Source organism: Haemophilus haemolyticus (assembly GCF_003490595.1).
GTDB classification, from domain to species: domain Bacteria; phylum Pseudomonadota; class Gammaproteobacteria; order Enterobacterales; family Pasteurellaceae; genus Haemophilus; species Haemophilus haemolyticus_L.
The window spans coordinates 24,978-45,451 of the sequence record NZ_QQGY01000007.1 but is presented as its reverse complement, the minus strand read 5'-3'; the positions used below and the strand labels follow the sequence as shown (position 1 = coordinate 45,451).

Genomic DNA, 20,474 nt, shown 5'->3' with positions numbered 1-20,474 from the left:
CCTACTTGCAAAAGAAAAATGGGCGATTACTCGCCCTAAATATTATTTTTTATATTCATAAGAACCATCAGACTGACGGACAAATCGCGTACCGTTAGATAAACGCATTTCATTTACTCGCCCTTGACTGTTCACAGATACTGCAACTTTATCACCCGGTTTAAAGCTACTTAAAACATTGCCCGCACCCGCAGCTTTACTCATTGCATTAACATCCGAAATATTAAGTTGATTGTCACGGAATACTTGCATAAGAGAAACGCCTTTAGGCACAGTTAACGTTTTCGCCGATGCAGTTGGTGCAGCTGCTTTTGTTGCAGGTTTTGCATCAACTATTTGAACCTTAGTTTCTTTTTTCACTTGAACTGGCTTTGCTTCAACAATTGGTGCTTTTCCTACTGTTTTAGCGACGGTTTGTTCAGTTGCTTTTGCTGGTACATGTGCTTTTTCAGCAACCTTCACTTCTTTTTTCGCAATATCTTTATGCGCAACTTGTTGTTCTACTACTTTTTTCACTGGTGGAACTGGTGCTACAACAGTTGGCGCTTTTGACTGTTCCACTTGAGCTTGAGTTTGTAGTTGCTCAGATTGAGCTGCTTGCATAGGCTTAGCTGAATCCATTGTATTTGAGGTTTGAACTGGAGCTTGAGCCATATTTTGTGGCTCAGCCATGTTTTGTGGCGCAGCTACGTTTTCTGCAGGTTGATTTTGAGCGGTCGCACTATTAGCTGAGTCATCTGCTTTTGGCGCAGATTCAGGTTGGTTAGCTTGCTCTGCAGCCATTTGATTTTGTGCAGGTGGATTATCTAAAATCGTGGTTTCAACTGGTTGATTTTGATCTAAAGATTGGAACTGCACTGGAATTTCATTGCTGTTAGACTGAGTGAAAGACTCAACAGTGTCAGAACTTGGTTTTAATGCAAAGAAAATAATTAATAAAATGACCAACGCCAAAATAGCCATAAATAAACGGCGATGCTTTGCCGGTAATACTTGCAACACTTTCCATTTTTCTGGTTGGGCTAAAATAGGTTTTTCAGCCTTTTCGACGGTTTCATCCGCGTTATTTTCAGCACTGATTTCTTCATCAACAGTAGAAATATTTTCTTCTGTGGAAGAAGTTTGAAGAACTGGCTCTTGTGCTGTTTTCAAATTTTCACTCGGAATTAAAGGAGCATTTTCTTGCGCTGATGAATCGCCAAAAGTAGGTTCTTTACGTTGCTGAAAGTTAGTTTGCACGTGATTTTTTTTGGCAAATAACCCTTTTGCTTTACCTAAAATTGACGAACTTGGCTGAATTGTTTTCTTTGGTGTAATCGGCTCTTGGTTAAGGCCTAAATCTAATTCATCTTGAGATGATTGTTCATTTTGATTTTTATTCATAGAATCCACTGGATTACTCCTGATACTTGTTGTTATTCATGTTAATTAGCCACGGAAGTGCGGCGAAAAAATTACGTGATATTTTATCGGATCTTATTCCGCGTATAAAGTCTTATTTGGTTCGCCAGCAATTTCTCGTGCGAGTTTGGGAACAAGATAGCCAGATGTAAGAGATTGCAAGGTTTTATAAATTTGCATAGCCTCTATATCGCTAATCAGAAAATGGCTCGCTCCTTGCACTTTATCTAGCAAATGCAAGTAATAAGGCAAAATTCCTGTTTGGAAAAGTTTATCACTCAATATTTTTAGAATTTGCGCGTCATCATTCACGTCTTTTAGCAAAACGGATTGATTCAAAAGCGTGACATTCACAGCTTTTAATTTTTGCATCGCATGAGCAAAAATTTGATCAATTTCATTTGGGTGATTAATGTGTGTCACCATAACAGTTTGCAAACGAGTTTCTGCTAATAAGGTACAAAATTCATCAGTAATCCGTTGCGGAATCACGACAGGCAAACGAGTGTGAATACGCAAACGTTGTAAGTGCGGTATATTTTCCAAATGTTTTATTAACCACGCTAACTCATGATCTTTCGCCATTAAAGGATCACCGCCTGAAAAAATCACTTCTTCAATTTCAGGATGCACTGCAATGTAATCTAATGCTAGTTGCCAGCTTTTTTTATTTCCCGGGTTTTCATCGTAAGGAAAATGTCGGCGGAAGCAATAACGACAATTCACCGCACAACCACCCTTCGCCATAAAGAGCAAGCGGTTTTGATATTTATGAAGAATATTCGGCACCGCATTGGCATTTTTTTCTTCTAAGGGATCCGTACTAAATCCTTCGGCTTGCACAAATTCTAAATCAGAACACATCACTTGCAAGAAAAGAGGATCTTGCGGATTACCTTTTTCTATTTTATCAATGAAAGGTTGTGGCACACGAAGCGAAAAAAGTTTCCGCGCAGCAATAGATTGCTCAAAGTCATCTTCTGGTAAATTTAAGGCTTTTAGCAATAATTTAGGATCTGAAATCGCATTTTTTAGAATTGTGAGCCAATTTTGTTCTTCTCTAATGACGGGTTCTTGGGTTAAAATACGCACTTTTCAAACCATCTCTAATTTTTAGGATATTAAAAATATGGCTACATATACTACCAGTGATTTCAAACCAGGTCTAAAATTTATGCAAGACGGCGAACCTTGCGTAATCGTTGAAAATGAGTTCGTAAAACCAGGTAAAGGTCAAGCTTTCACCCGTACTCGTATTCGTAAATTAATTTCAGGCAAAGTATTAGACGTAAACTTCAAATCTGGTACTTCGGTTGAAGCTGCTGATGTTATGGATCTTAACTTAACTTATTCATACAAAGACGATGCATTCTGGTACTTCATGCACCCAGAAACATTTGAACAATACTCTGCTGATGCAAAAGCTGTAGGTGATGCAGAAAAATGGTTATTAGACCAAGCAGATTGTATCGTGACTTTATGGAATGGTGCGCCAATTACTGTTACTCCACCAAACTTTGTTGAATTAGAAATCGTCGATACAGACCCAGGCCTTAAAGGCGATACAGCAGGTACTGGCGGTAAACCAGCAACATTAAGCACTGGCGCAGTCGTAAAAGTACCTCTTTTCGTTCAAATCGGTGAAGTAATCAAAGTAGATACTCGTTCTGGCGAATACGTTTCTCGTGTGAAATAATTGCTTAGATGACAAAAGTGCGGGTAATTTCTGCGATATATTATGTCGCAGTAATAAAAAGCACTACAATTCATGCGATAAAAATGCCTTTCCGTTCATAAATAGGAAAGGCATTTTTTTATAAATAATATAGTTTGATAGAAAGCATAAAAAACCAATCAGTCAAATTTTGCTGTTATTTTATGCTTTAATTAAAACATTTTTACTTATATTATAGGATAGAGTAAAATGAAGTACGATTTTCAAAAATCGACTATAAAAATTTTATTTTTAACAAAAATCCTTTGGAGGAACCCTAATGAATATTCGAATTGAGAAATCTTCTCTTCTCTTCTCTTCTCTTCTCTTCTCTTCTCTTCTTTTCTCTTCTGCTGTACAAGCGGAAGATAATGGAAAAGGGGGTTATGTGCAAGCCGATTGGGTGCACGCACGTGAAAAAATAGAGACACACGCTCCAAATCAACCTGAAATATTACAAGACTATTCATACATCAAAACTCATTCCAACCATCCTCGTTTTTCTATTGGTTATGATTTTGGCAATTGGCGAATTGCAGTAGATTATGCTCATTATCGTAAATGGAGTCACGGCAAACATCTTATTAGTGAACCTATCGAAAAAGATCCTGCTGGATCGACTCCTCCGATGAATCTAGTTAAATCTAGCACAGTAATTGATCACAAAGATGCAGGTAGTTTCCAAGCCAAGAATTCTTATGGTATTTCTGTAATTTATGATTTTGATACTGAATATAAAATTAAACCTTATGTTGGTGCAAGAATTGGAGTTGGGCATGTTGCTGCCAGCGGTTACACAAAAGATGAATTTACAACAAAACTTACATTAAAGGCTAACAATACGCCAATAGGCGGAGATGTGAAGGCGTATGAGGAAACATCATATTCCAGAACCATAAAACGCATTGGCTTTGGTTTTATTGGTGGTATTGGCTATGACATTACACCGAATATTACCTTAGACTTAGGTTATCGTTATAATGATTGGGGACATTTAGAAAATGTGCGTTTTAAAACTCACGAAGCCTCTTTCGGTGTACGTTACCGTTTTTAATTAAACAAATTTAGTTTTCTGTTTATGCGGTCAAATTCTTCTCATTATTTGCAAAATGAGGGAAAAATTTGACCGCTTGTTGATCTGCACTCCAAAACCTGGACACCTAATTTGAGGTGCAGATTATGTCCTACTCTTATCAATTTCGTTTAAAAATTATCAAACTCGTCACTGAACAGGGTTATGGTATCCGTGAGGTGGCTAAACTTCATCAAATTTCCCATGCTCTCGTCATTTATTGGCTAAAAGCATTTCGGGAAAGAGGGCTTGATGGCGTAAAATCGCCTTATACAAACCTTCAAACACCGAAAATGCATTAAACTTGGTTTAAGAGGATTGAGCCCAGTGCAATACCGAGCTCAATATTTAAGTTAACTAACCTGTCCAACTTTTGGGGGGCAGATCACTTTCCTTTACAAGTCAAATATTTTCTCTACAATACCCGACCTAACGATTTGCCTAGTGCAAATCCCTGACCTGAAATCAGACAAAAGAGAATATTATGACAATCCAATTCAAACCAGAATTACTTTCCCCTGCAGGCTCCCTTAAAAATATGCGCTATGCTTTTGCTTATGGTGCAGACGCCGTTTATGCAGGACAACCTCGTTATAGCTTACGTGTACGCAACAATGAATTTAATCATGCCAATTTAAAAATCGGGATTGATGAAGCCCATGCACTTGGTAAAAAATTCTATGTAGTGGTGAACATTGCACCGCATAATTCCAAACTCAAAACTTTTATCAAAGATTTACAACCTGTGATCGACATGGGTCCTGATGCCTTAATTATGTCTGACCCAGGCTTAATTATGTTGGTGCGTGAAAACTTCCCGGATATTGATATTCATCTTTCTGTGCAAGCCAATGCGGTAAACTGGGCAACGGTAAAATTCTGGAAACAAATGGGGTTAACTCGTGTGATTTTATCGCGCGAACTTTCAATAGATGAAATTGCCGAAATTCGCCAACACGTGCCCGATATCGAACTCGAAATTTTCGTACATGGTGCGTTATGTATGGCGTATTCTGGCCGCTGCTTGCTTTCTGGCTATATCAACAAACGCGATCCAAACCAAGGCACTTGCACCAATGCTTGCCGTTGGGAATACAAAATGGAAGAAGGCACGACGGATGAAGTAGGCAACATCGTGCCTAAAATCGATCCTGCTCAACAAATCGAAGTGAAAAATGTCGCACCAACCTTAGGCGAAGGTGCAGTAACAGATAAAGTTTTCCTTTATACCGAATCACAAAAGCCAGATGAGCAAATGACGGCTTTTGAAGATGAGCACGGCACCTACTTTATGAACTCAAAAGATCTGCGTGCAGTACAACACGTGGAAAAATTGACCGCACTTGGTGTGCATTCTTTAAAAATCGAAGGCCGTACTAAATCATTCTATTATTGCGCAAGAACCGCACAAGTTTACCGCAAAGCCATTGATGATGCGGCAGCAGGAAAACCATTCGATGAAAGCTTAATGGATACGTTGGAATCCCTTGCTCATCGTGGTTATACCGAAGGTTTCTTACGTCGTCATACGCACGATGAATACCAAAATTACGAATACGGTTATTCTATTTCTGATCGTCAACAGTTTGTCGGTGAATTTACCGGTAAACGTAACGAGCAAGGTATGGCTGAAGTGGCGGTGAAGAACAAATTCCTACTTGGTGATGATGTAGAAATGATGACCCCTCAGGGGAATATCAATTTCAAAATTGAAAAAATGCTAAATCGTAAAAATGAAGCGGTTGATGCAGCGCTGGGAGATGGGCATTTTGTGTTCCTAGACGTACCACAAGATATCAACTTAGACTATGCTTTACTAATGCGTAATTTAGTCAATAGCAATACAAGAAATCCACATAATTAAATGACAAAAAATTATTTGTTAAGAAAATGTTGTATTTTTGTATTTTATTATTATAATACGCCACATACCTGATTTGTTAATTCAACAACTCATAGTATGACTCCAAATATTTTTGCCCTTTCAGCTTTTGAAAGGGCTTTTTTTATTCTGAATATTCTGCGACCTCAAACCAACTTTCTAGAATCAAACAAGCTGAGATCCCGTCTACTTTACCTTTTTTTAAGGCTCGAAAACCGCCTCTATCAAAAATTTCACTACGAGCCTCTGTTGTTGTTAGACGTTCATCTTGTAACTGAACATTAACTCCAAAACGACCTTGTAAACGATTTGCAAATTTACGAGCACGCAAAGTGAGATCTTGCTCTGTTCCATCCATATTTAAAGGCAAACCAACTACGACAACATCTGGTTTCCATTCTTTCAAGCATTTTTCGATTGCATCCCAGTTTGGGATACCATCTTGCGCCTTAAAAGCAGGCAAGGCTTGTGCGGTTCCAGTAATACTTTGTCCTACAGCACAGCCAATACTTTTGGTACCAAAATCAAAAGCAAGTGCAGTAATCCCCATTAGCTATGTCCCACTTGTGCAAACACAAAATTATGTGGGTGAATACCAAGCAATTGATTCGCCGCAACATAACGCTCATCATAAGGCATATCAAATAAAATCTGATCGTTCGCAGTCGCGACTAACCAAGCATTATCAGTGATTTCTTTTTCTAATTGCCCAGCCTCCCAGCTAGAGCATCCAAGAGCGATAAGATATTTTTCTGGCGCAAGTTCAGAACCTAGCGTCTCTATCACATCAGCAGAGGTTGTCATTGAAAGATCATCCGTGATTTTATAAGTATGCTGGAATTCATTAGGTGTATTCTTATGTAGAATAAAACCTCTTTCGCTATGCATAGGGCCACCTGCTACCACCATTTCATTGCTAAAAGTGCGGTCATTTTTCATCATAAAATTGAGTTTTGAATAAAGTTCCGCAATGCTTAAATCTGTTGGCTGATTAATCACTAACCCCATCGAGCCTTGCTCATTATGCTCGCACATAAACACCACAGTACGATTAAAATAATCGTCTAAGTGTGGCATCGCGATCAAAAATTTCCCTTGTAACTCCATCATTCACCTAAATCTCCAAAACAAATTTGTAGTGCACTAATCGCCGCAAGCGATGCAGTTTCAGTACGCAAAACACGCTTTCCTAATAAAATTTCAGTAAATCCTTGCTGTTCAGTTTGTGCAATTTCTTGTACAGATAATCCACCTTCTGAGCCAATTAATAAGCGAACGCCTTCAACGGGAATATTCGGTAACGTTTTAATCGAATATTGCGCGCGTGGGTGCAAATTCAATTTTAGCGCGCCATCATTTTCTGCACACCAATCTTGCAATTTCATCAGTGGACGAATCTCCGGCACAATATTACGGCCACACTGTTCACAAGCAGCAATCGCAATTTTTTGCCATTGTTGGATTTTTTTATCCATGCGTTCGCCATCAAGCTTTACGCCACAGCGTTCAGACCATAATGGTGTAATCACATTCACACCCAATTCCACCGATTTTTGAATGGTAAATTCCATTCGCTCTCCGCGAGAAATCACTTGCCCCAAATGAATTTTTAAATTGGATTCTTTATCCGCCAGCTCACTCCCTAAAATCTCTACCTTTACCGCTTTTTTATTCGACTCAATAATTTTGGCTGGATAAATATGATTAGAACCATCAAAGAGTTCAATTTGCTCACCTTCTGTCATTCTTAACACGCGCCCTACATGGTTTGCCGCGTCTTCGGAAAGTTGACATTGAGTTTGATTTTCAAGGGATTCTGGATGATAAATTCTTGGTATGCGCATAATGTTTATCTATATGAATGAAAAAGTGCGGTTAAACTTCACCGCACTTTTGATGTTGAAATTAATCTGAAAGGTTCTGCGGCAATCGCTCTAGAATAGCTTTCCAATAAGTTGAAGAACGTAAATTATGTTTACGAATACAATCCACCACCGCATCAGCATTTCCCGCAAGGCAAATTTGTTGCATTTCTAAATAGAATGTTTTTGTAAGTTCTCGATGTTTTTCTTCTTTAAAAAATAAAAAACCAATTCGTTGGTAAACCCCTTTCAAACTATTAAAAATTAAACGATAAAAGGGCTTATTAGCCACTACGGTAAATTGACGAAATAATTTGTAATCAAATTCTGTGTAATCTTGCGCCGTATTTTGTAATTGATCTAATTCAGCAAAAAGTGCGGCAGATTGCTCTGGAGAATTTTTTACTGCCTCATAAATATAAGATTCAGACATTTTACTGCGTAAAGACAACATATTGTCAATAATCAAAGGCGCTGACTGCATATCTAAACCGATTAGCGTTTCAATAATATTCGGCCCTGCCGTATCCCAGATATTATTTACTTTTGTTGGTTTACCGTGCTGAATAGTCAGCCAACCATCACGCGCTAAACGTTGTAAAACTTCACGCAAAGTGGTGCGGGTCACTCCGATCTTATCGGCTAAATCACGTTCTGATGGTAAATTACTGCCTGCGGGAAAAACATCTTGCCAAATGCTTTTGACAATATATTCTTCTGCTAAGGCTGCTGGACTTTGGGCTTTTAAAATATCGTTATCGTTTTGCATTACAATTAAAAATCAGATAAAAATCAAAAAAAACGCAATTTTATAAAAAAATTACTCAGTTTTTATTATCCTTTAAAGGGGGATATATTACAATGTTCACGTGATAAAAATAATGGAGTTCTCTATGACAAACACACAAGCTTTTATGAAAAACTTTCTTGGGGCAAGTCCAGAATGGTATAAGCTCGCCATTGTGGTTTTTCTTATTATTAATCCTATTATTTTCTTTTTAGTCAGCCCTTTTATTGCGGGTTGGTTACTCGTTGCAGAATTTATTTTTACGCTAGCAATGGCATTAAAATGCTATCCTTTGCAACCAGGTGGCTTACTAGCGATTGAAGCAATTATTATTGGGATGACAAATGTAGAGCACGTAAAAACGGAAATTATGGCAAACTTTGAAGTAATCCTGTTACTGATGTTTATGGTGGCAGGTATTTTCTTCATGAAACAACTGCTTCTTTACGTATTCACGAAATTACTTGTCAAAATTCGTTCAAAAATCGCACTTTCTTTAGCTTTCTGTTTTAGCGCAGCCTTCCTATCAGCCTTCCTTGATGCATTAACGGTTGTTGCCGTAATTATCAGCGTAGCAATGGGATTCTATGGCGTTTACCACAAAGTCGCATCAGGCAATAATTTAATTGATGCCGTTGATATTGCCGATGATGGAAAAATTACAACACAACACCACGAGACCTTAGAAAAATTCCGTTCATTCTTACGTAGCTTGATGATGCATGCTGGCGTCGGAACCGCACTTGGTGGCGTAATGACAATGGTGGGTGAACCACAAAACTTAATCATTGCAGAACAAGCAAAATGGAACTTTATCGAATTTTTCTTCCGCATGGCACCAGTTACGGTTCCAGTATTTATCTGCGGACTACTGACTTGTTTCTTAGTAGAAAAATTCAAATTATTCGGTTATGGTGAAAAATTACCTGAAGATGTATGGAAAATCTTGTCGGATTTAGACCGCACTAATTCAGAGAAAATGTCTAAACAAGACAAAATTAAATTAGGTGTGCAAGCATTAATCGCGATTTGGTTAATTCTTGGATTGGCGTTCCATCTTGCGGCAGTGGGCTTGATTGGTTTAAGTATCATTATTTTTGCAACTGCATTCACTGGTGTGACTGATGAACACACTATCGGTAAATCATTCCAAGAATCCTTACCTTTCACTGCATTGCTCGTGGTATTCTTCTCAGTGGTTGCCGTAATTATCGAACAAAAACTTTTTGCGCCAATCATTCACTTCGTTCTTTCTTCAGAAGAAAATACACAGCTTGCCTTATTCTACGTATTTAACGGCTTGCTTTCTTCTATCTCTGATAACGTATTTGTTGCAACGGTTTACATCAATGAAGCCAAAGCTGCACTGACTAATGGAGTAATTGCACCACACCAATTTGAATTGCTCTCTGTTGCAATCAATACAGGGACAAACTTGCCGTCAGTGGCAACGCCAAATGGGCAAGCAGCATTCTTATTCTTATTGACCTCATCACTAGCACCATTAATTCGTCTTTCTTACGGAAGAATGGTTTATATGGCTTTACCTTACACGATTGTACTTTCGATCATTGGATTACTGGCTATTGAATTTATCTTACCAGCTGCTACTATTTGGCTAGCAAACTTAGGTTTAATTTTTCCAATTTAAGGAGAAAAAATGCTCGCACTTTTAAAACAATTTTCTGAAAAACGTTCTGCATGGTTTCTGCTGGCATTTTCAAGTTTAACACTAGAATCTACCGCACTTTACTTCCAATATGGAATGGGATTACAACCTTGTGTACTTTGCGTGTATGAACGTTTAGCAATAATTGGGTTATTTATTGCGGGCATTATAGGTTTACTTCAACCTCGCGCTTTAATCATTCGATTAATCGCTTTGGCATTAGGCTTATTCAGTGGCATTAAGGGATTATTGGTTTCATTCCGTCATCTTGATTTACAAATGAATCCAGCCCCTTGGAAACAATGTGAATTTATTCCAAACTTTCCTGAGACTTTACCGTTTCACCAATGGTTTCCATTTATGTTTAGCCCGACTGGCTCTTGTAATGAAAGTCAATGGTCATTATTCGGTGTGACGATGGTGCAATGGCTGGTATTTATTTTTGCAGTATACGTGATAATTCTTGCTTTATTATTAATAGTGCAAGTAGTCAAAACACGAAAACAAAGAAGAATATTTAATTAAAAAAATACGGTGAAATTTCACCGTATTTTTTTATTCGCTAGATTTTGTTATTTTTTATCTGAAGGCTGTGCTTTGCCATAATTCACACAAATAATCTGAGCAGCATTATAAAGCGTTGTATCAGGTGTTAAACTTAATGTATGTTTCTTTTGCTTTTTAGGTGCTGCACGCAAACCCTGCCCCCAAAATTCATCATAGAAATCAGTTCGCACTTGAGTTAAATGATAGTTTGCACAATTCAAAATCTTATACTGACGAACAGAACGTGCATAACGTTTAGGCTCAGGATAAACATACAATCCCTTATCTAAATTTACCACTGCATCAAAATGGACAATTTGAGGTTCTTCATTATCAACCCAAATTGAACTAGTATCGATATAGTAATTTATATCTTTCACTAGACGAATATAGCCATTTCTAATTTCTGTTGGTGTTGCGAGTTTTACATCTTGTTGTATTGGATTTTGTTTAGGATGAATAGAACAAGCGCTAAGTAACCCAAATGATAATATAAAAATCAGTTTTTTCATTATTTACTCCTTATGTTAGCTGACATTCATTCTAAAATTTTACAGTGTGCCCATAACCTTCTAGGATTGTTTTAATATGCTCTAACGATTCTTTGGTTGGCGGTAATACATCTTCAAGCTCATAATCTAACCCAAGGGTTTTCCATTTATGCGCACCTAATCGATGATAAGGAAGAAGTTCAACTTTTTCAATATTGGTCATACCCTCAATAAACTGACCTAATAAATGCACATCGTGATCGCTATCGGTATAACCTGGAACAACGACATAACGAATCCATGTACGTTGATTACGTTTTTGCAAATATTTTGCAAATTCAAGGGTGCGTTTATTTGGTACCCCAATAAGATTTTGATGAACTTGATCATTAAGCTCTTTTAAATCAAGTAAAACAAGATCTGTTACATCTAATAATTCATCAATAATATGATCATAATGACGCACAAAACCATTTGTATCTAAGCAAGTATTAATCCCTTCCGCTTTACAAGCACGGAACCAATCTCGCACAAACTCTGCTTGTAGCACAGCCTCACCGCCAGATGCCGTAACACCACCGCCAGTAGCATTCATAAAATGGCGATAAGTCACGACTTCTTTCATTAAATCTTCGACACTGATTTCTTTACCACCTTCAAGATCCCAAGTATCACGATTGTGGCAATATTTGCAGCGCATCAAGCAGCCTTGCATAAATAAAATAAAACGAATACCTGGCCCATCTACAGTGCCACAGGATTCAAAAGAGTGAATTCGTCCAAGAACTGACATACATAAATTTCCTAAAACTAGATATAGCTAAATTTTACCAAAGATTTAGTTTATAAAAAATGAGCCTGATTTAAATCAGGCTCATAATTAAAATATATTTATCAAAGTGCGGTCATTATTCGCTGACTTTTTGAAAAGTTTGCACCACTGGCGCTTGTTCACAATACTCGACCAGTACAGGTACAATTGAGGTAAAGTGTGGCGTTGCAAAATGTTGTTCTAAATCGGCTTTGCTTTTCCATTGCTCAATAAAAACATAATGATTAGCTTGTTCGCTATTTTGTTGTAATTCATAAGATACGCATCCTGTTTCTTGACGAGTATGCTTAATTAATTCTTGGCATTGGGCTAGAAAATCATTAATTTTGTCCGCTTTTACTGAAAATTGGGCAATAACTGTTAGCATAATTTGCTCTCCTATATAAAAATAAACCACTCACAAAACTATTCTGTGAGTGGTTTATATTAAAGCATAATTCTATTTATTTAGAAAGACTCAGTAAATGTACGGGTTACGACGTCTTGTTGTTGCTCTTTAGTTAAAGAGTTGAAACGTACTGCGTAACCAGATACACGGATAGTCAATTGTGGATATTTATCCGGATTTTCCATTGCATCTAACAACATTTCACGGTTTAACACGTTCACATTTAAGTGTTGGCCCCCTTCAACTGTTGCCTCGTGGTGGAAGTAACCATCCATTAAGCCAGCAAGGTTGCGACGTTGTGCTTCTGCATCTTTACCTAACGCATTTGGTACGATTGAGAAGGTATAAGAAATACCATCTTTCGCGTAAGCAAATGGAAGTTTAGCTACAGAAGTTAATGATGCTACCGCACCTTTTTGGTCACGACCGTGCATTGGGTTCGCACCTGGTCCGAATGGTGCACCAGCACGACGACCATCAGGGGTGTTACCAGTTTTCTTACCATAAACCACGTTAGAAGTAATGGTTAATACAGATTGTGTAGGCACTGCATTGCGGTAAGTTTTAAGTTTTTGAATTTTCTTCATGAAACGTTCAACTAAGTCACAAGCGATGTCATCAACACGGTTATCGTTGTTACCATATTGTGGATATTCACCTTCGATTTCAAAGTCAATTGCTACGTTACTTGCAACAACATTACCATCTTTATCTTTGATGTCGCCACGAACTGGTTTAACTTTCGCATATTTGATTGCTGAAAGTGAGTCAGCCGCAACAGAAAGACCTGCAATACCACAAGCCATGGTACGGTATACATCACGATCATGTAATGCCATTAATGCTGCTTCGTATGAATATTTATCGTGCATATAGTGGATTACGTTTAAGGCAGTCACATATTGTTTTGCCAACCAATCCATAAAGCTGTCCATACGGGTCATTACTGTATCGAAATCTAATACTTCATCAGTAATTGGTGCAGTTTTTGGACCGACTTGCATACCTAATTTTTCATCGATACCGCCGTTGATTGCGTATAACAATGTTTTCGCTAAGTTTGCACGCGCACCGAAGAATTGCATTTGTTTACCCACAACCATTGGTGACACACAACATGCGATTGCGTAGTCATCATTGTTGAAGTCTGGACGCATTAAATCATCATTTTCATATTGAACTGATGAGGTATCAATCGATACTTTCGCACAGAAACGTTTGAAGTTTTCAGGTAATTGTTCAGACCAAAGGATAGTTAAGTTTGGTTCTGGAGAAGTACCCATGTTGTAAAGGGTATGTAAAATACGGAATGTATTTTTGGTTACTAATGTACGACCATCTAACCCCATACCCGCGATGGTTTCTGTTGCCCACATTGGGTCGCCTGAGAATAATTGATCGTATTCAGGTGTACGTAAGAAACGAACCATACGGAGTTTCATGACTAAGTGGTCAACTAATTCTTGCGCTTCAGTTTCAGTAATTTTACCTGCTTGTAAATCACGTTCGATATAGATATCGATAAAGGTTGCAGTACGACCGAATGACATTGCAGCACCATTTTGTGATTTGATTGCAGCAAGATAAGCAAAGTACATCCATTGAATGGCTTCTTGAGCGTTAGTTGCTGGGTTAGAAATATCATAACCATAGCTTGCAGCCATTTGTTTTAATTGGCCTAATGCACGGTGTTGTTCTGCGATTTCTTCACGTAAACGAATTGTTGCTTCAAGATTTATGCCATCCTCTAAATCTTTTTGTAAAGAAGAGAATTGTGCGTATTTATCTTTCATTAAGAAGTCAACACCATAAAGTGCTACACGACGGTAGTCACCGATGATACGGCCACGACCATAAGCATCTGGAAGACCAGTTAATACACCAGATTTACGGCAACGTAAAATATCTGGCGTATAAACATCGAATACACCTTGGTTGTGGGTTTTACGGTATTCAGTAAAGATTTTTTTCACTTCAGGATCTAATTCTCGACCGTAAATTTTGCATGACCCTTCCACCATTTTGATACCACCAAATGGCATAATGGCACGTTTTAAAGGCTCATCAGTTTGAAGACCAACGATTTTTTCTAAGTCTTTGTTAATATAACCTGGTGCGTGAGAAGTAATTGTTGAAGGCGTATGCTCGTCAAAGTCTAATGGCGCATGTGTGCGGTTTTCAACTTTGATTCCTTCCATTACAGCCTCCCAAAGTTTTGTTGTCGCTTCAGTTGGACCTGCTAAGAAAGAATCATCACCTTCATATGGGGTGTAGTTTTTTTGGATAAAGTCACGTACATTGACATTTTCTTGCCAATCACCACCAGTAAAACCAGCCCACGCTAATTTTTGCGCTTCATTAAGTTCTGACATAGTCATTTCCTTTGTTAATTAATAAATAAGTAAATAAATCTTTAATGCGTTTTGGTTAAATAACGTTGGAATACACCCATGCAAATTGCCCCGCCGACAATATTTCCCAACGTTACGGGAATTAAATTCTTCACAATGAAATGATACAAATCTAAATCTGCGTATTTCATCGGATCAACGCCGATTTGTTGCCAAAATTCAGGAGTACTAAAATGTGCAGTAATAATTCCCATCGGAATCATAAACATATTAGCCACACAGTGTTCAAATCCTGACGCAACAAACAAACCAATCGGCATAATCATAATAAAAGCTTTGTCTGTAACAGTCTTACCAGAATAAGACATCCAAATCGCCACACACACCATAATGTTACATAAAATACCTAGATTAAATGCTTCAAACCACGTGTGATGAATTTTATGTTGGGCGGTTGCAAGAATTGTTAAACCCCATTGGCCATTTGCTGCCATGGTTTGCCCCCCAAACCAAATCACTGCAGCAATAAATAAACCGCCCACAAAGTTGCCTAAATATACTACAATCCAATTTCGGATCATTTGCGTTGTGGTTATCTTACCACCAACACGGGCAACTAATGTTAAAGTAGAAGAGGTGAATAATTCAGATCCTAATATCACCACCATAATCACACCTAATGAGAATACTAACCCACCCACTAATTTGGTCAGCCCCCAAGGTGCTCCGGCACTAGCAGCTTGTGTTGTCGTGTAAAATACAAAAGCTAAAGCAATACAAGCTCCAGCACTAATGCCAGACATAAACGATAAAAATGGACGTTTATTTGCTTTATAAGTAGCTGTACTTTCTGCACAATCCGTTGCTTCAACAGGTGTGAGCGCAACAGAAGACAGTTTTTGAATTTCTGATGCCATAATCAAACTCCAAATATTAAAAAAATTGATGAAAATTTAATACTTCTAATATGTTTACAACTTCAAATACTTCTACTACCAGGGACATTTTACTCTTTTAATTTTTCATTTCAAAGAAATGCTACGATTTATTCTAACAAAATTTGATATTTTGCAAGATTTTTTCAGATAAAATAACCATAACTCTTTAGTAATAGTTTTTAGGTAAAAAAATAACCGCACTTTTATCAAAAAAGACAAAAGTGCGGTTTGTTTTCTAGTTATTTTAGCAATACTCAGGACACATTAAGGTACAAAATAATGAGGTATAAAATGGCTATCATTCCCCGTCACTGCAGTAAAATCTTCGCGTAATCCCATACCGCAAGCCACATCACCCACAACCCAAGAGCCGATAATGGGATACATTCCATCAAAACTCGGTAATTCAAATTTTTGTTGATAAACATAACCTGAATTACCATAAAACGTAGAGTGTTCGCTTCCTTTCGCTGCAAATTCTACGCCATTGTTTTTCTCATAATAGAAGACATTGGCACCTTCTCGACCTAACAATGGTTTTTTCACCCACATCGATAAATCTTTTGGTAGTTCAAAAGGCGTAAAATAAGCAGGCAATAAATTCGGATGATTAGGATAACGCGCCCAAAGTTTTGCCAATAGTGCTTTATTACTTAACAACATTTTCCACGCTGGTTCAATAAATCGTGTTGAAGCCGTCGTAATATGGCGAGCAAACTCAGCGTGGCTTAGCCATTCCAGCGGATACAATTTAAATAACATTTCAATAGGCTGATCATTTAAATCTACAAATTTTTTTGTTTCGCTGTTATAGCCAATATCTTCCACCGCTAATTGATGAATATTCCAACCTGCGTTATAAGCCACATCAGCTAAATAATCGACATTGCCCCAATCTTCACGGCCAGCATCTTGCATGGCACCCAAATGGAAATCTGTTTTACCACTTTGTTGTTTCAAAAATTGGAAATGTTTAATTAATTCTTCATGAATCCAGTTGAACTGATCACGGTGTTTTAAGCCCTCAATTTGCTCCAACCACTGCCATTGAACCACGGCAGCCTCCAATAAAGATGTTGGCGTATCTGCGTTATATTCAAACATTTTTAAGTTTTCGCCATCATAGCCAAAATCAAAACGCCCATATAAATAAGGATCTTGGTTACGCCAAGAGGTTTCAATAAGCTGTTTTTGCAACTCTGTAAAACGATAATTTTCATAATCGCCTTTTTTAATTTCATCCGCCGCAAAATCTAAACACATTGAATGCAATTCATTAGTGGTATCCTCAATGCGATCAATTTCCGCTAAGGTAAATTCATAGGCGACATTATCAGACCAATAATGAGATCCATCACTGGAAGGCAAGTTATAATAATCAAACCCAACATTAAGTAGCTGTTGCACCATATCTGGTCGAGTAGGAAACCCTGTTACACGTTTCATTTAGCCCCCACTGCTACGATTAGTATTATTTGGGCTACTAAAACCACCACGAGATACAGGTTTGCTATTCATGCTTCCTGCATTTCCTTTCACAAGCATTGGTTTTCCAACAGAACGATTTGTTTGCGGTTGCACAACTTGCCCTGTTGGCGTGGTGACAGCTCGATTTCCAGGATGATAACTTGGGCCAAGGAAACTACTAATTGCACGAGCCGCCATATACCCCATAACGCCACCAGCAATCGCGGCCCCTAAAGAAGGATCGGTACTTTCAGCTTTTGCAGTCGATTCGACATTGTTCTCGCTTTGATTCGCTTGTGCATTATTTTCAGCTGGATTTTTTACCGCACTTTCTTCATTACCATTATCACGAATATTTAAACCAAGCCCCTGTTGTGGTGTGGTTTCAGTTTTCTGAGTACTCTCGGTATTTTTATCTGCCTCACAAAGCTCAATTTTTTTCCAATCCGCTAAACAATCATCTAAAGACTGATACACATCACGTTGTACTTGTTCTTCTGAACAGCCTCCTAATAAGGCCACAATAGATAAACTAACTAAAATCTGATTTTTCTTTTTCATTGTTCTCAATTTTTATCGAATGGTTTTCACGCCTAGCCATTGCTCGGCCTGTTTATTGGTAATTTCTTCACGAGTCCACATACTCATTAAATCTGGTTGTGGATATTTATTGCTGTTATAGCCGACTAAACGAGCAAAATCAAATACGGCATGAGGATAGCCATTAATAAGCAACAATGCTAAATAACCACTCTCATCCCAACAAATTTCAAGTTTGCGCGCTTCATGATGATTAGAGGTTGAATCAACATTATACACATGCAACATATCCACTATCGGTTGAGCATTTTGACGCATATCAAGTGCATAAAAATAGCCCGTTTCACCGTCATCTTCAAACATTACAGCAAAATGCTCAAATACCGTAGAATGCGTTCCCACTTGCTTTGGCGTTCCTAAAAAGAGTTCATCCTCTAAAGTTAAATGTAACATAATCTTTCCTAATCAAATTGTGTAATCCAATGGCAACTATTATATGCTTGAAAACAAAGCTCTACTTGAGCTTTCGTATTTTTTGCATCATTCATTGGTGGAAGTTTATCCAAGGAAAAATAAGCAGACTCCAACGTTTCACTGTTCTTCTTAAATTCACCTGACAATCTTTCACACATAATAAAAGCCTTCTGTACACGATGAGCCAAAGGTGGATAGTTATGCTTATGCTGGTCGTGGATTGCAATAATAAAAGTTGGCTTCACATCAAGCCCTGCTTCCTCATACACCTCTTTTACTGTATTACTATGAAGTGTCTCCAATACATCAACCCATCCCCCAGGCAATGACCAAAGTCCATCATTTTCTAGCACTAACAAAATTTTATCGTCTTGAAAAATCGCTGCCCGAGTATCTATTTTTGGAGTTTGGTAGCCATCCTCATTACAAAAAAGATTTTTAACCGTTTCTTTTGGTATTGCCATTTTATGGCTAATCATTTCAGCTGCTAAATCTCGAAGACGCTCATAGCGTTCTATATCATAAATATTTTTACAATAAGCCAAGCCACTTTGTGCAATACTTTGAATTTCAATCGCCCAAGATAACCAAGGTTCAGTAAGCAATGAATTAGATTGAGTATTCATAAAAACTCCCTAAAAAAACACCGCACTTTTATACAAAGTGCGGTGAGATTTTACAGTAAATTCAGCGTGAATTACGCTTGACCTTTAACCGCTTTTAAGCCTGGGAATGCTGCTGGAGTACCTGCGCGTTCTAATGCTTCTTCAATACGGATTAATTGGTTGTATTTCGCAATACGGTCAGAACGGCTCATAGAACCAGTTTTGATTTGACCTGCTGCTGTACCAACCGCTAAATCAGCGATGGTTGCATCTTCGGTTTCACCAGAACGGTGAGAGATCACCGCGGTGTAACCTGCATCTTTAGCCATTTTGATTGCGGCTAAAGTTTCAGTTAAAGAACCGATTTGGTTGAATTTGATTAAGATAGAGTTAGCGATACCTTTTTCGATACCTTCTTTTAAGATTTTAGTGTTAGTTACGAATAAGTCGTCGCCCACTAATTGAACTCGGTCGCCTAACACTTTAGTTTGGTATGCAAAACCTTCCCAGTCAGATTCATCTTGACCATCTTCGATAGACACGATTGGGTATTGTTTAGTTAATTCTTCAAGATAATGTGTGAACTCTTGAGAAGTGAATGAACGGCCTTCGCCTTTCATTTCGTATTTGCCAGTTTCTTTGTTGTAGAACTCAGAAGATGCGCAGTCCATCGCTAAAGTCACGTCTTTACTTAATACGTAACCTGCTTTCTCTACTGCTTCTTTGATACATGCTAAAGCGTCTGCGTTAGATGCTAAGTTAGGTGCGAAACCACCTTCGTCACCAACTGCTGTGCTCATGCCTTTAGATTTTAATACTTTAGCAAGGTTGTGGAATACTTCAGCACCGATACGAAGTGCTTCACGTAATGTTTTCGCACCAACTGGTTGAATCATGAATTCTTGGATATCCACGTTGTTATCTGCGTGCTCACCACCGTTGATGATGTTCATCATTGGTAATGGCATAGAGTAAACGCCTGGTGTGCCGTTTAATCCTGCGATGTAAGCGTAAAGTGGTAAACCTTTAGATGCTGCAGCTGCTTTTGCGTTTGCTAAAGATACCGCTAAGATTGCGTTTGCACCAAAGTTAGATTTGTTTTCGGTTCCATCTAAATCGATCATGATTTGGTCGATTTCAGCTTGGTTAGACGCATCTTTACCAAGAATTGCTTCAGCAATTGGACCATTTACTGCTGCTACAGCTTTTAATACGCCTTTACCTAAGAAACGAGATTTGTCACCATCGCGCAATTCTAATGCTTCGCGAGAACCAGTTGATGCACCAGATGGGGCCGCTGCTAAACCAACAAAACCACCTTCAAGATGAACTTCAGCTTCAACAGTTGGATTACCGCGTGAGTCGATGATTTCGCGACCAATCACTTTAACGATTTTTGCCATTTTTATTTTCCTCAATTAAGTTAATTAAAACGGGTTAGGCGAGCCTAAAACA

At 38.2% G+C, this 20,474-nt stretch carries 22 protein-coding genes; 6 read left to right on the top strand and 16 right to left on the bottom strand.

Annotated features, from left to right (window positions below):
- Positions 1 to 42: 42 nt before the first annotated feature.
- Together oapA and epmB are read right to left on the bottom strand one after the other, a co-directional pair.
- Positions 43 to 1,392: an opacity-associated protein OapA gene (gene oapA, locus DV415_RS06430; RefSeq protein ID WP_118785342.1), complete on the bottom strand. Its 1,350-nt coding sequence runs from the start codon at positions 1,390 to 1,392 to the stop codon at positions 43 to 45.
- 84 nt (positions 1,393 to 1,476) lie between these two features.
- Positions 1,477 to 2,493 (bottom strand): EF-P beta-lysylation protein EpmB, encoded by a 1,017-nt coding sequence (gene epmB, locus DV415_RS06425; protein WP_118785343.1) that lies wholly within the window; start codon positions 2,491 to 2,493, stop codon positions 1,477 to 1,479.
- Positions 2,494 to 2,530: 37 nt separating this feature from the next.
- Here epmB and efp point away from each other — a divergent pair, with 37 nt between their 5' ends.
- From efp to trhP, 4 genes are all read left to right on the top strand, one after another.
- Positions 2,531 to 3,097, top strand: coding sequence for an elongation factor P (efp, locus tag DV415_RS06420; protein ID WP_005635150.1), 567 nt, complete (start codon positions 2,531 to 2,533; stop codon positions 3,095 to 3,097).
- 298 nt (positions 3,098 to 3,395) lie between these two features.
- Positions 3,396 to 4,169: an opacity family porin gene (locus DV415_RS06415; RefSeq protein ID WP_118791591.1), complete on the top strand. Its 774-nt coding sequence runs from the start codon at positions 3,396 to 3,398 to the stop codon at positions 4,167 to 4,169.
- Positions 4,170 to 4,294: 125 nt separating this feature from the next.
- A complete protein-coding gene (locus DV415_RS06410; protein ID WP_118789944.1) occupies positions 4,295 to 4,489 on the top strand; it encodes a transposase in 195 nt (64 codons plus the stop codon).
- Positions 4,490 to 4,671: 182 nt separating this feature from the next.
- Positions 4,672 to 6,051, top strand: a complete 1,380-nt coding sequence (gene trhP / locus DV415_RS06405; protein ID WP_118791590.1) for a prephenate-dependent tRNA uridine(34) hydroxylase TrhP — start codon at positions 4,672 to 4,674, stop codon at positions 6,049 to 6,051.
- Between the two features lie 142 nt (positions 6,052 to 6,193).
- Here the strand turns inward: trhP and ruvX are convergent, their stop codons facing one another.
- The 4 genes from ruvX to fadR all read right to left on the bottom strand — a co-directional run bounded on the left by ruvX (position 6,194) and on the right by fadR (position 8,700).
- The gene (gene ruvX / locus DV415_RS06400; protein WP_005646895.1) at positions 6,194 to 6,619 is read right to left on the bottom strand and encodes a Holliday junction resolvase RuvX; all 426 of its coding nucleotides are present in this window, start codon (positions 6,617 to 6,619) and stop codon (positions 6,194 to 6,196) included.
- Positions 6,619 to 7,179: a YqgE/AlgH family protein gene (locus DV415_RS06395; RefSeq protein ID WP_005627726.1), complete on the bottom strand. Its 561-nt coding sequence runs from the start codon at positions 7,177 to 7,179 to the stop codon at positions 6,619 to 6,621. Before DV415_RS06395 ends, ruvX begins: the two co-directional genes overlap by 1 nt.
- A complete protein-coding gene (gene rsmE / locus DV415_RS06390) occupies positions 7,176 to 7,913 on the bottom strand; it encodes a 16S rRNA (uracil(1498)-N(3))-methyltransferase (protein ID WP_118791589.1) in 738 nt (245 codons plus the stop codon). Before rsmE ends, DV415_RS06395 begins: the two co-directional genes overlap by 4 nt.
- A gap of 61 nt (positions 7,914 to 7,974) precedes the next feature.
- Positions 7,975 to 8,700, bottom strand: coding sequence for a fatty acid metabolism transcriptional regulator FadR (fadR, locus tag DV415_RS06385; protein WP_118791588.1), 726 nt, complete (start codon positions 8,698 to 8,700; stop codon positions 7,975 to 7,977).
- Positions 8,701 to 8,824: 124 nt separating this feature from the next.
- Here fadR and nhaB point away from each other — a divergent pair, with 124 nt between their 5' ends.
- Both nhaB and dsbB read left to right on the top strand, forming a co-directional pair.
- Positions 8,825 to 10,369 (top strand): Na(+)/H(+) antiporter NhaB, encoded by a 1,545-nt coding sequence (gene nhaB, locus DV415_RS06380; RefSeq protein ID WP_118791587.1) that lies wholly within the window; start codon positions 8,825 to 8,827, stop codon positions 10,367 to 10,369.
- A gap of 9 nt (positions 10,370 to 10,378) precedes the next feature.
- On the top strand, positions 10,379 to 10,912 hold the full coding sequence (gene dsbB / locus DV415_RS06375; RefSeq protein ID WP_118782023.1) for a disulfide bond formation protein DsbB: 534 nt from the start codon (positions 10,379 to 10,381) through the stop codon (positions 10,910 to 10,912).
- 47 nt (positions 10,913 to 10,959) lie between these two features.
- Here the strand turns inward: dsbB and DV415_RS06370 are convergent, their stop codons facing one another.
- The 10 genes from DV415_RS06370 to eno all read right to left on the bottom strand — a co-directional run bounded on the left by DV415_RS06370 (position 10,960) and on the right by eno (position 20,422).
- The gene (locus DV415_RS06370; RefSeq protein WP_118791586.1) at positions 10,960 to 11,445 is read right to left on the bottom strand and encodes a surface-adhesin E family protein; all 486 of its coding nucleotides are present in this window, start codon (positions 11,443 to 11,445) and stop codon (positions 10,960 to 10,962) included.
- A 31-nt stretch (positions 11,446 to 11,476) separates the two neighbouring features.
- Positions 11,477 to 12,217 carry a pyruvate formate lyase 1-activating protein gene (gene pflA, locus DV415_RS06365; RefSeq protein WP_005635116.1) on the bottom strand — a complete coding sequence of 247 codons (741 nt, stop codon included), beginning with the start codon at positions 12,215 to 12,217 and terminating at the stop codon, positions 11,477 to 11,479.
- 115 nt (positions 12,218 to 12,332) lie between these two features.
- On the bottom strand, positions 12,333 to 12,623 hold the full coding sequence (locus DV415_RS06360; RefSeq protein WP_005647085.1) for a putative quinol monooxygenase: 291 nt from the start codon (positions 12,621 to 12,623) through the stop codon (positions 12,333 to 12,335).
- 80 nt (positions 12,624 to 12,703) lie between these two features.
- Entirely contained in the window at positions 12,704 to 15,016 is a 2,313-nt protein-coding gene (pflB, locus tag DV415_RS06355; protein WP_192879101.1) for a formate C-acetyltransferase, read from the bottom strand.
- Positions 15,017 to 15,057: 41 nt separating this feature from the next.
- The gene (focA, locus tag DV415_RS06350; protein ID WP_106013457.1) at positions 15,058 to 15,912 is read right to left on the bottom strand and encodes a formate transporter FocA; all 855 of its coding nucleotides are present in this window, start codon (positions 15,910 to 15,912) and stop codon (positions 15,058 to 15,060) included.
- A gap of 285 nt (positions 15,913 to 16,197) precedes the next feature.
- Complete coding sequence (locus DV415_RS06345; RefSeq protein ID WP_118794466.1) at positions 16,198 to 17,379, bottom strand: glutathionylspermidine synthase family protein; 1,182 nt, start codon at positions 17,377 to 17,379, stop codon at positions 16,198 to 16,200.
- Complete coding sequence (locus DV415_RS06340) at positions 17,380 to 17,961, bottom strand: DUF1190 domain-containing protein (protein WP_005636443.1); 582 nt, start codon at positions 17,959 to 17,961, stop codon at positions 17,380 to 17,382.
- A gap of 12 nt (positions 17,962 to 17,973) precedes the next feature.
- Positions 17,974 to 18,393: a DUF2251 domain-containing protein gene (locus tag DV415_RS06335; protein ID WP_005636440.1), complete on the bottom strand. Its 420-nt coding sequence runs from the start codon at positions 18,391 to 18,393 to the stop codon at positions 17,974 to 17,976.
- An 8-nt stretch (positions 18,394 to 18,401) separates the two neighbouring features.
- Entirely contained in the window at positions 18,402 to 19,040 is a 639-nt protein-coding gene (locus DV415_RS06330; RefSeq protein ID WP_046950595.1) for an NUDIX hydrolase N-terminal domain-containing protein, read from the bottom strand.
- A gap of 71 nt (positions 19,041 to 19,111) precedes the next feature.
- Positions 19,112 to 20,422 (bottom strand): phosphopyruvate hydratase, encoded by a 1,311-nt coding sequence (gene eno, locus DV415_RS06325; RefSeq protein WP_118794465.1) that lies wholly within the window; start codon positions 20,420 to 20,422, stop codon positions 19,112 to 19,114.
- Positions 20,423 to 20,474: the final 52 nt, after the last annotated feature.

Excerpts from the sequence above, each read along its gene's own strand:
- efp (WP_005635150.1), top strand. The coding sequence starts at position 2,531 with ATGGCTACATATACTACCAGTGATTTCAAACCAGGTCTAAAATTTATG.
- DV415_RS06415 (WP_118791591.1), top strand. The coding sequence starts at position 3,396 with ATGAATATTCGAATTGAGAAATCTTCTCTTCTCTTCTCTTCTCTTCTC.
- DV415_RS06410 (WP_118789944.1), top strand. The coding sequence starts at position 4,295 with ATGTCCTACTCTTATCAATTTCGTTTAAAAATTATCAAACTCGTCACT.
- trhP (WP_118791590.1), top strand. The coding sequence starts at position 4,672 with ATGACAATCCAATTCAAACCAGAATTACTTTCCCCTGCAGGCTCCCTT.
- ruvX (WP_005646895.1), bottom strand. The coding sequence starts at position 6,619 with ATGGGGATTACTGCACTTGCTTTTGATTTTGGTACCAAAAGTATTGGC.
- DV415_RS06395 (WP_005627726.1), bottom strand. The coding sequence starts at position 7,179 with ATGATGGAGTTACAAGGGAAATTTTTGATCGCGATGCCACACTTAGAC.
- rsmE (WP_118791589.1), bottom strand. The coding sequence starts at position 7,913 with ATGCGCATACCAAGAATTTATCATCCAGAATCCCTTGAAAATCAAACT.
- fadR (WP_118791588.1), bottom strand. The coding sequence starts at position 8,700 with ATGCAAAACGATAACGATATTTTAAAAGCCCAAAGTCCAGCAGCCTTA.
- nhaB (WP_118791587.1), top strand. The coding sequence starts at position 8,825 with ATGACAAACACACAAGCTTTTATGAAAAACTTTCTTGGGGCAAGTCCA.
- dsbB (WP_118782023.1), top strand. The coding sequence starts at position 10,379 with ATGCTCGCACTTTTAAAACAATTTTCTGAAAAACGTTCTGCATGGTTT.
- DV415_RS06370 (WP_118791586.1), bottom strand. The coding sequence starts at position 11,445 with ATGAAAAAACTGATTTTTATATTATCATTTGGGTTACTTAGCGCTTGT.
- pflA (WP_005635116.1), bottom strand. The coding sequence starts at position 12,217 with ATGTCAGTTCTTGGACGAATTCACTCTTTTGAATCCTGTGGCACTGTA.
- DV415_RS06360 (WP_005647085.1), bottom strand. The coding sequence starts at position 12,623 with ATGCTAACAGTTATTGCCCAATTTTCAGTAAAAGCGGACAAAATTAAT.
- pflB (WP_192879101.1), bottom strand. The coding sequence starts at position 15,016 with ATGTCAGAACTTAATGAAGCGCAAAAATTAGCGTGGGCTGGTTTTACT.
- focA (WP_106013457.1), bottom strand. The coding sequence starts at position 15,912 with ATGGCATCAGAAATTCAAAAACTGTCTTCTGTTGCGCTCACACCTGTT.
- DV415_RS06345 (WP_118794466.1), bottom strand. The coding sequence starts at position 17,379 with ATGAAACGTGTAACAGGGTTTCCTACTCGACCAGATATGGTGCAACAG.
- DV415_RS06340 (WP_005636443.1), bottom strand. The coding sequence starts at position 17,961 with ATGAAAAAGAAAAATCAGATTTTAGTTAGTTTATCTATTGTGGCCTTA.
- DV415_RS06335 (WP_005636440.1), bottom strand. The coding sequence starts at position 18,393 with ATGTTACATTTAACTTTAGAGGATGAACTCTTTTTAGGAACGCCAAAG.
- DV415_RS06330 (WP_046950595.1), bottom strand. The coding sequence starts at position 19,040 with ATGAATACTCAATCTAATTCATTGCTTACTGAACCTTGGTTATCTTGG.
- eno (WP_118794465.1), bottom strand. The coding sequence starts at position 20,422 with ATGGCAAAAATCGTTAAAGTGATTGGTCGCGAAATCATCGACTCACGC.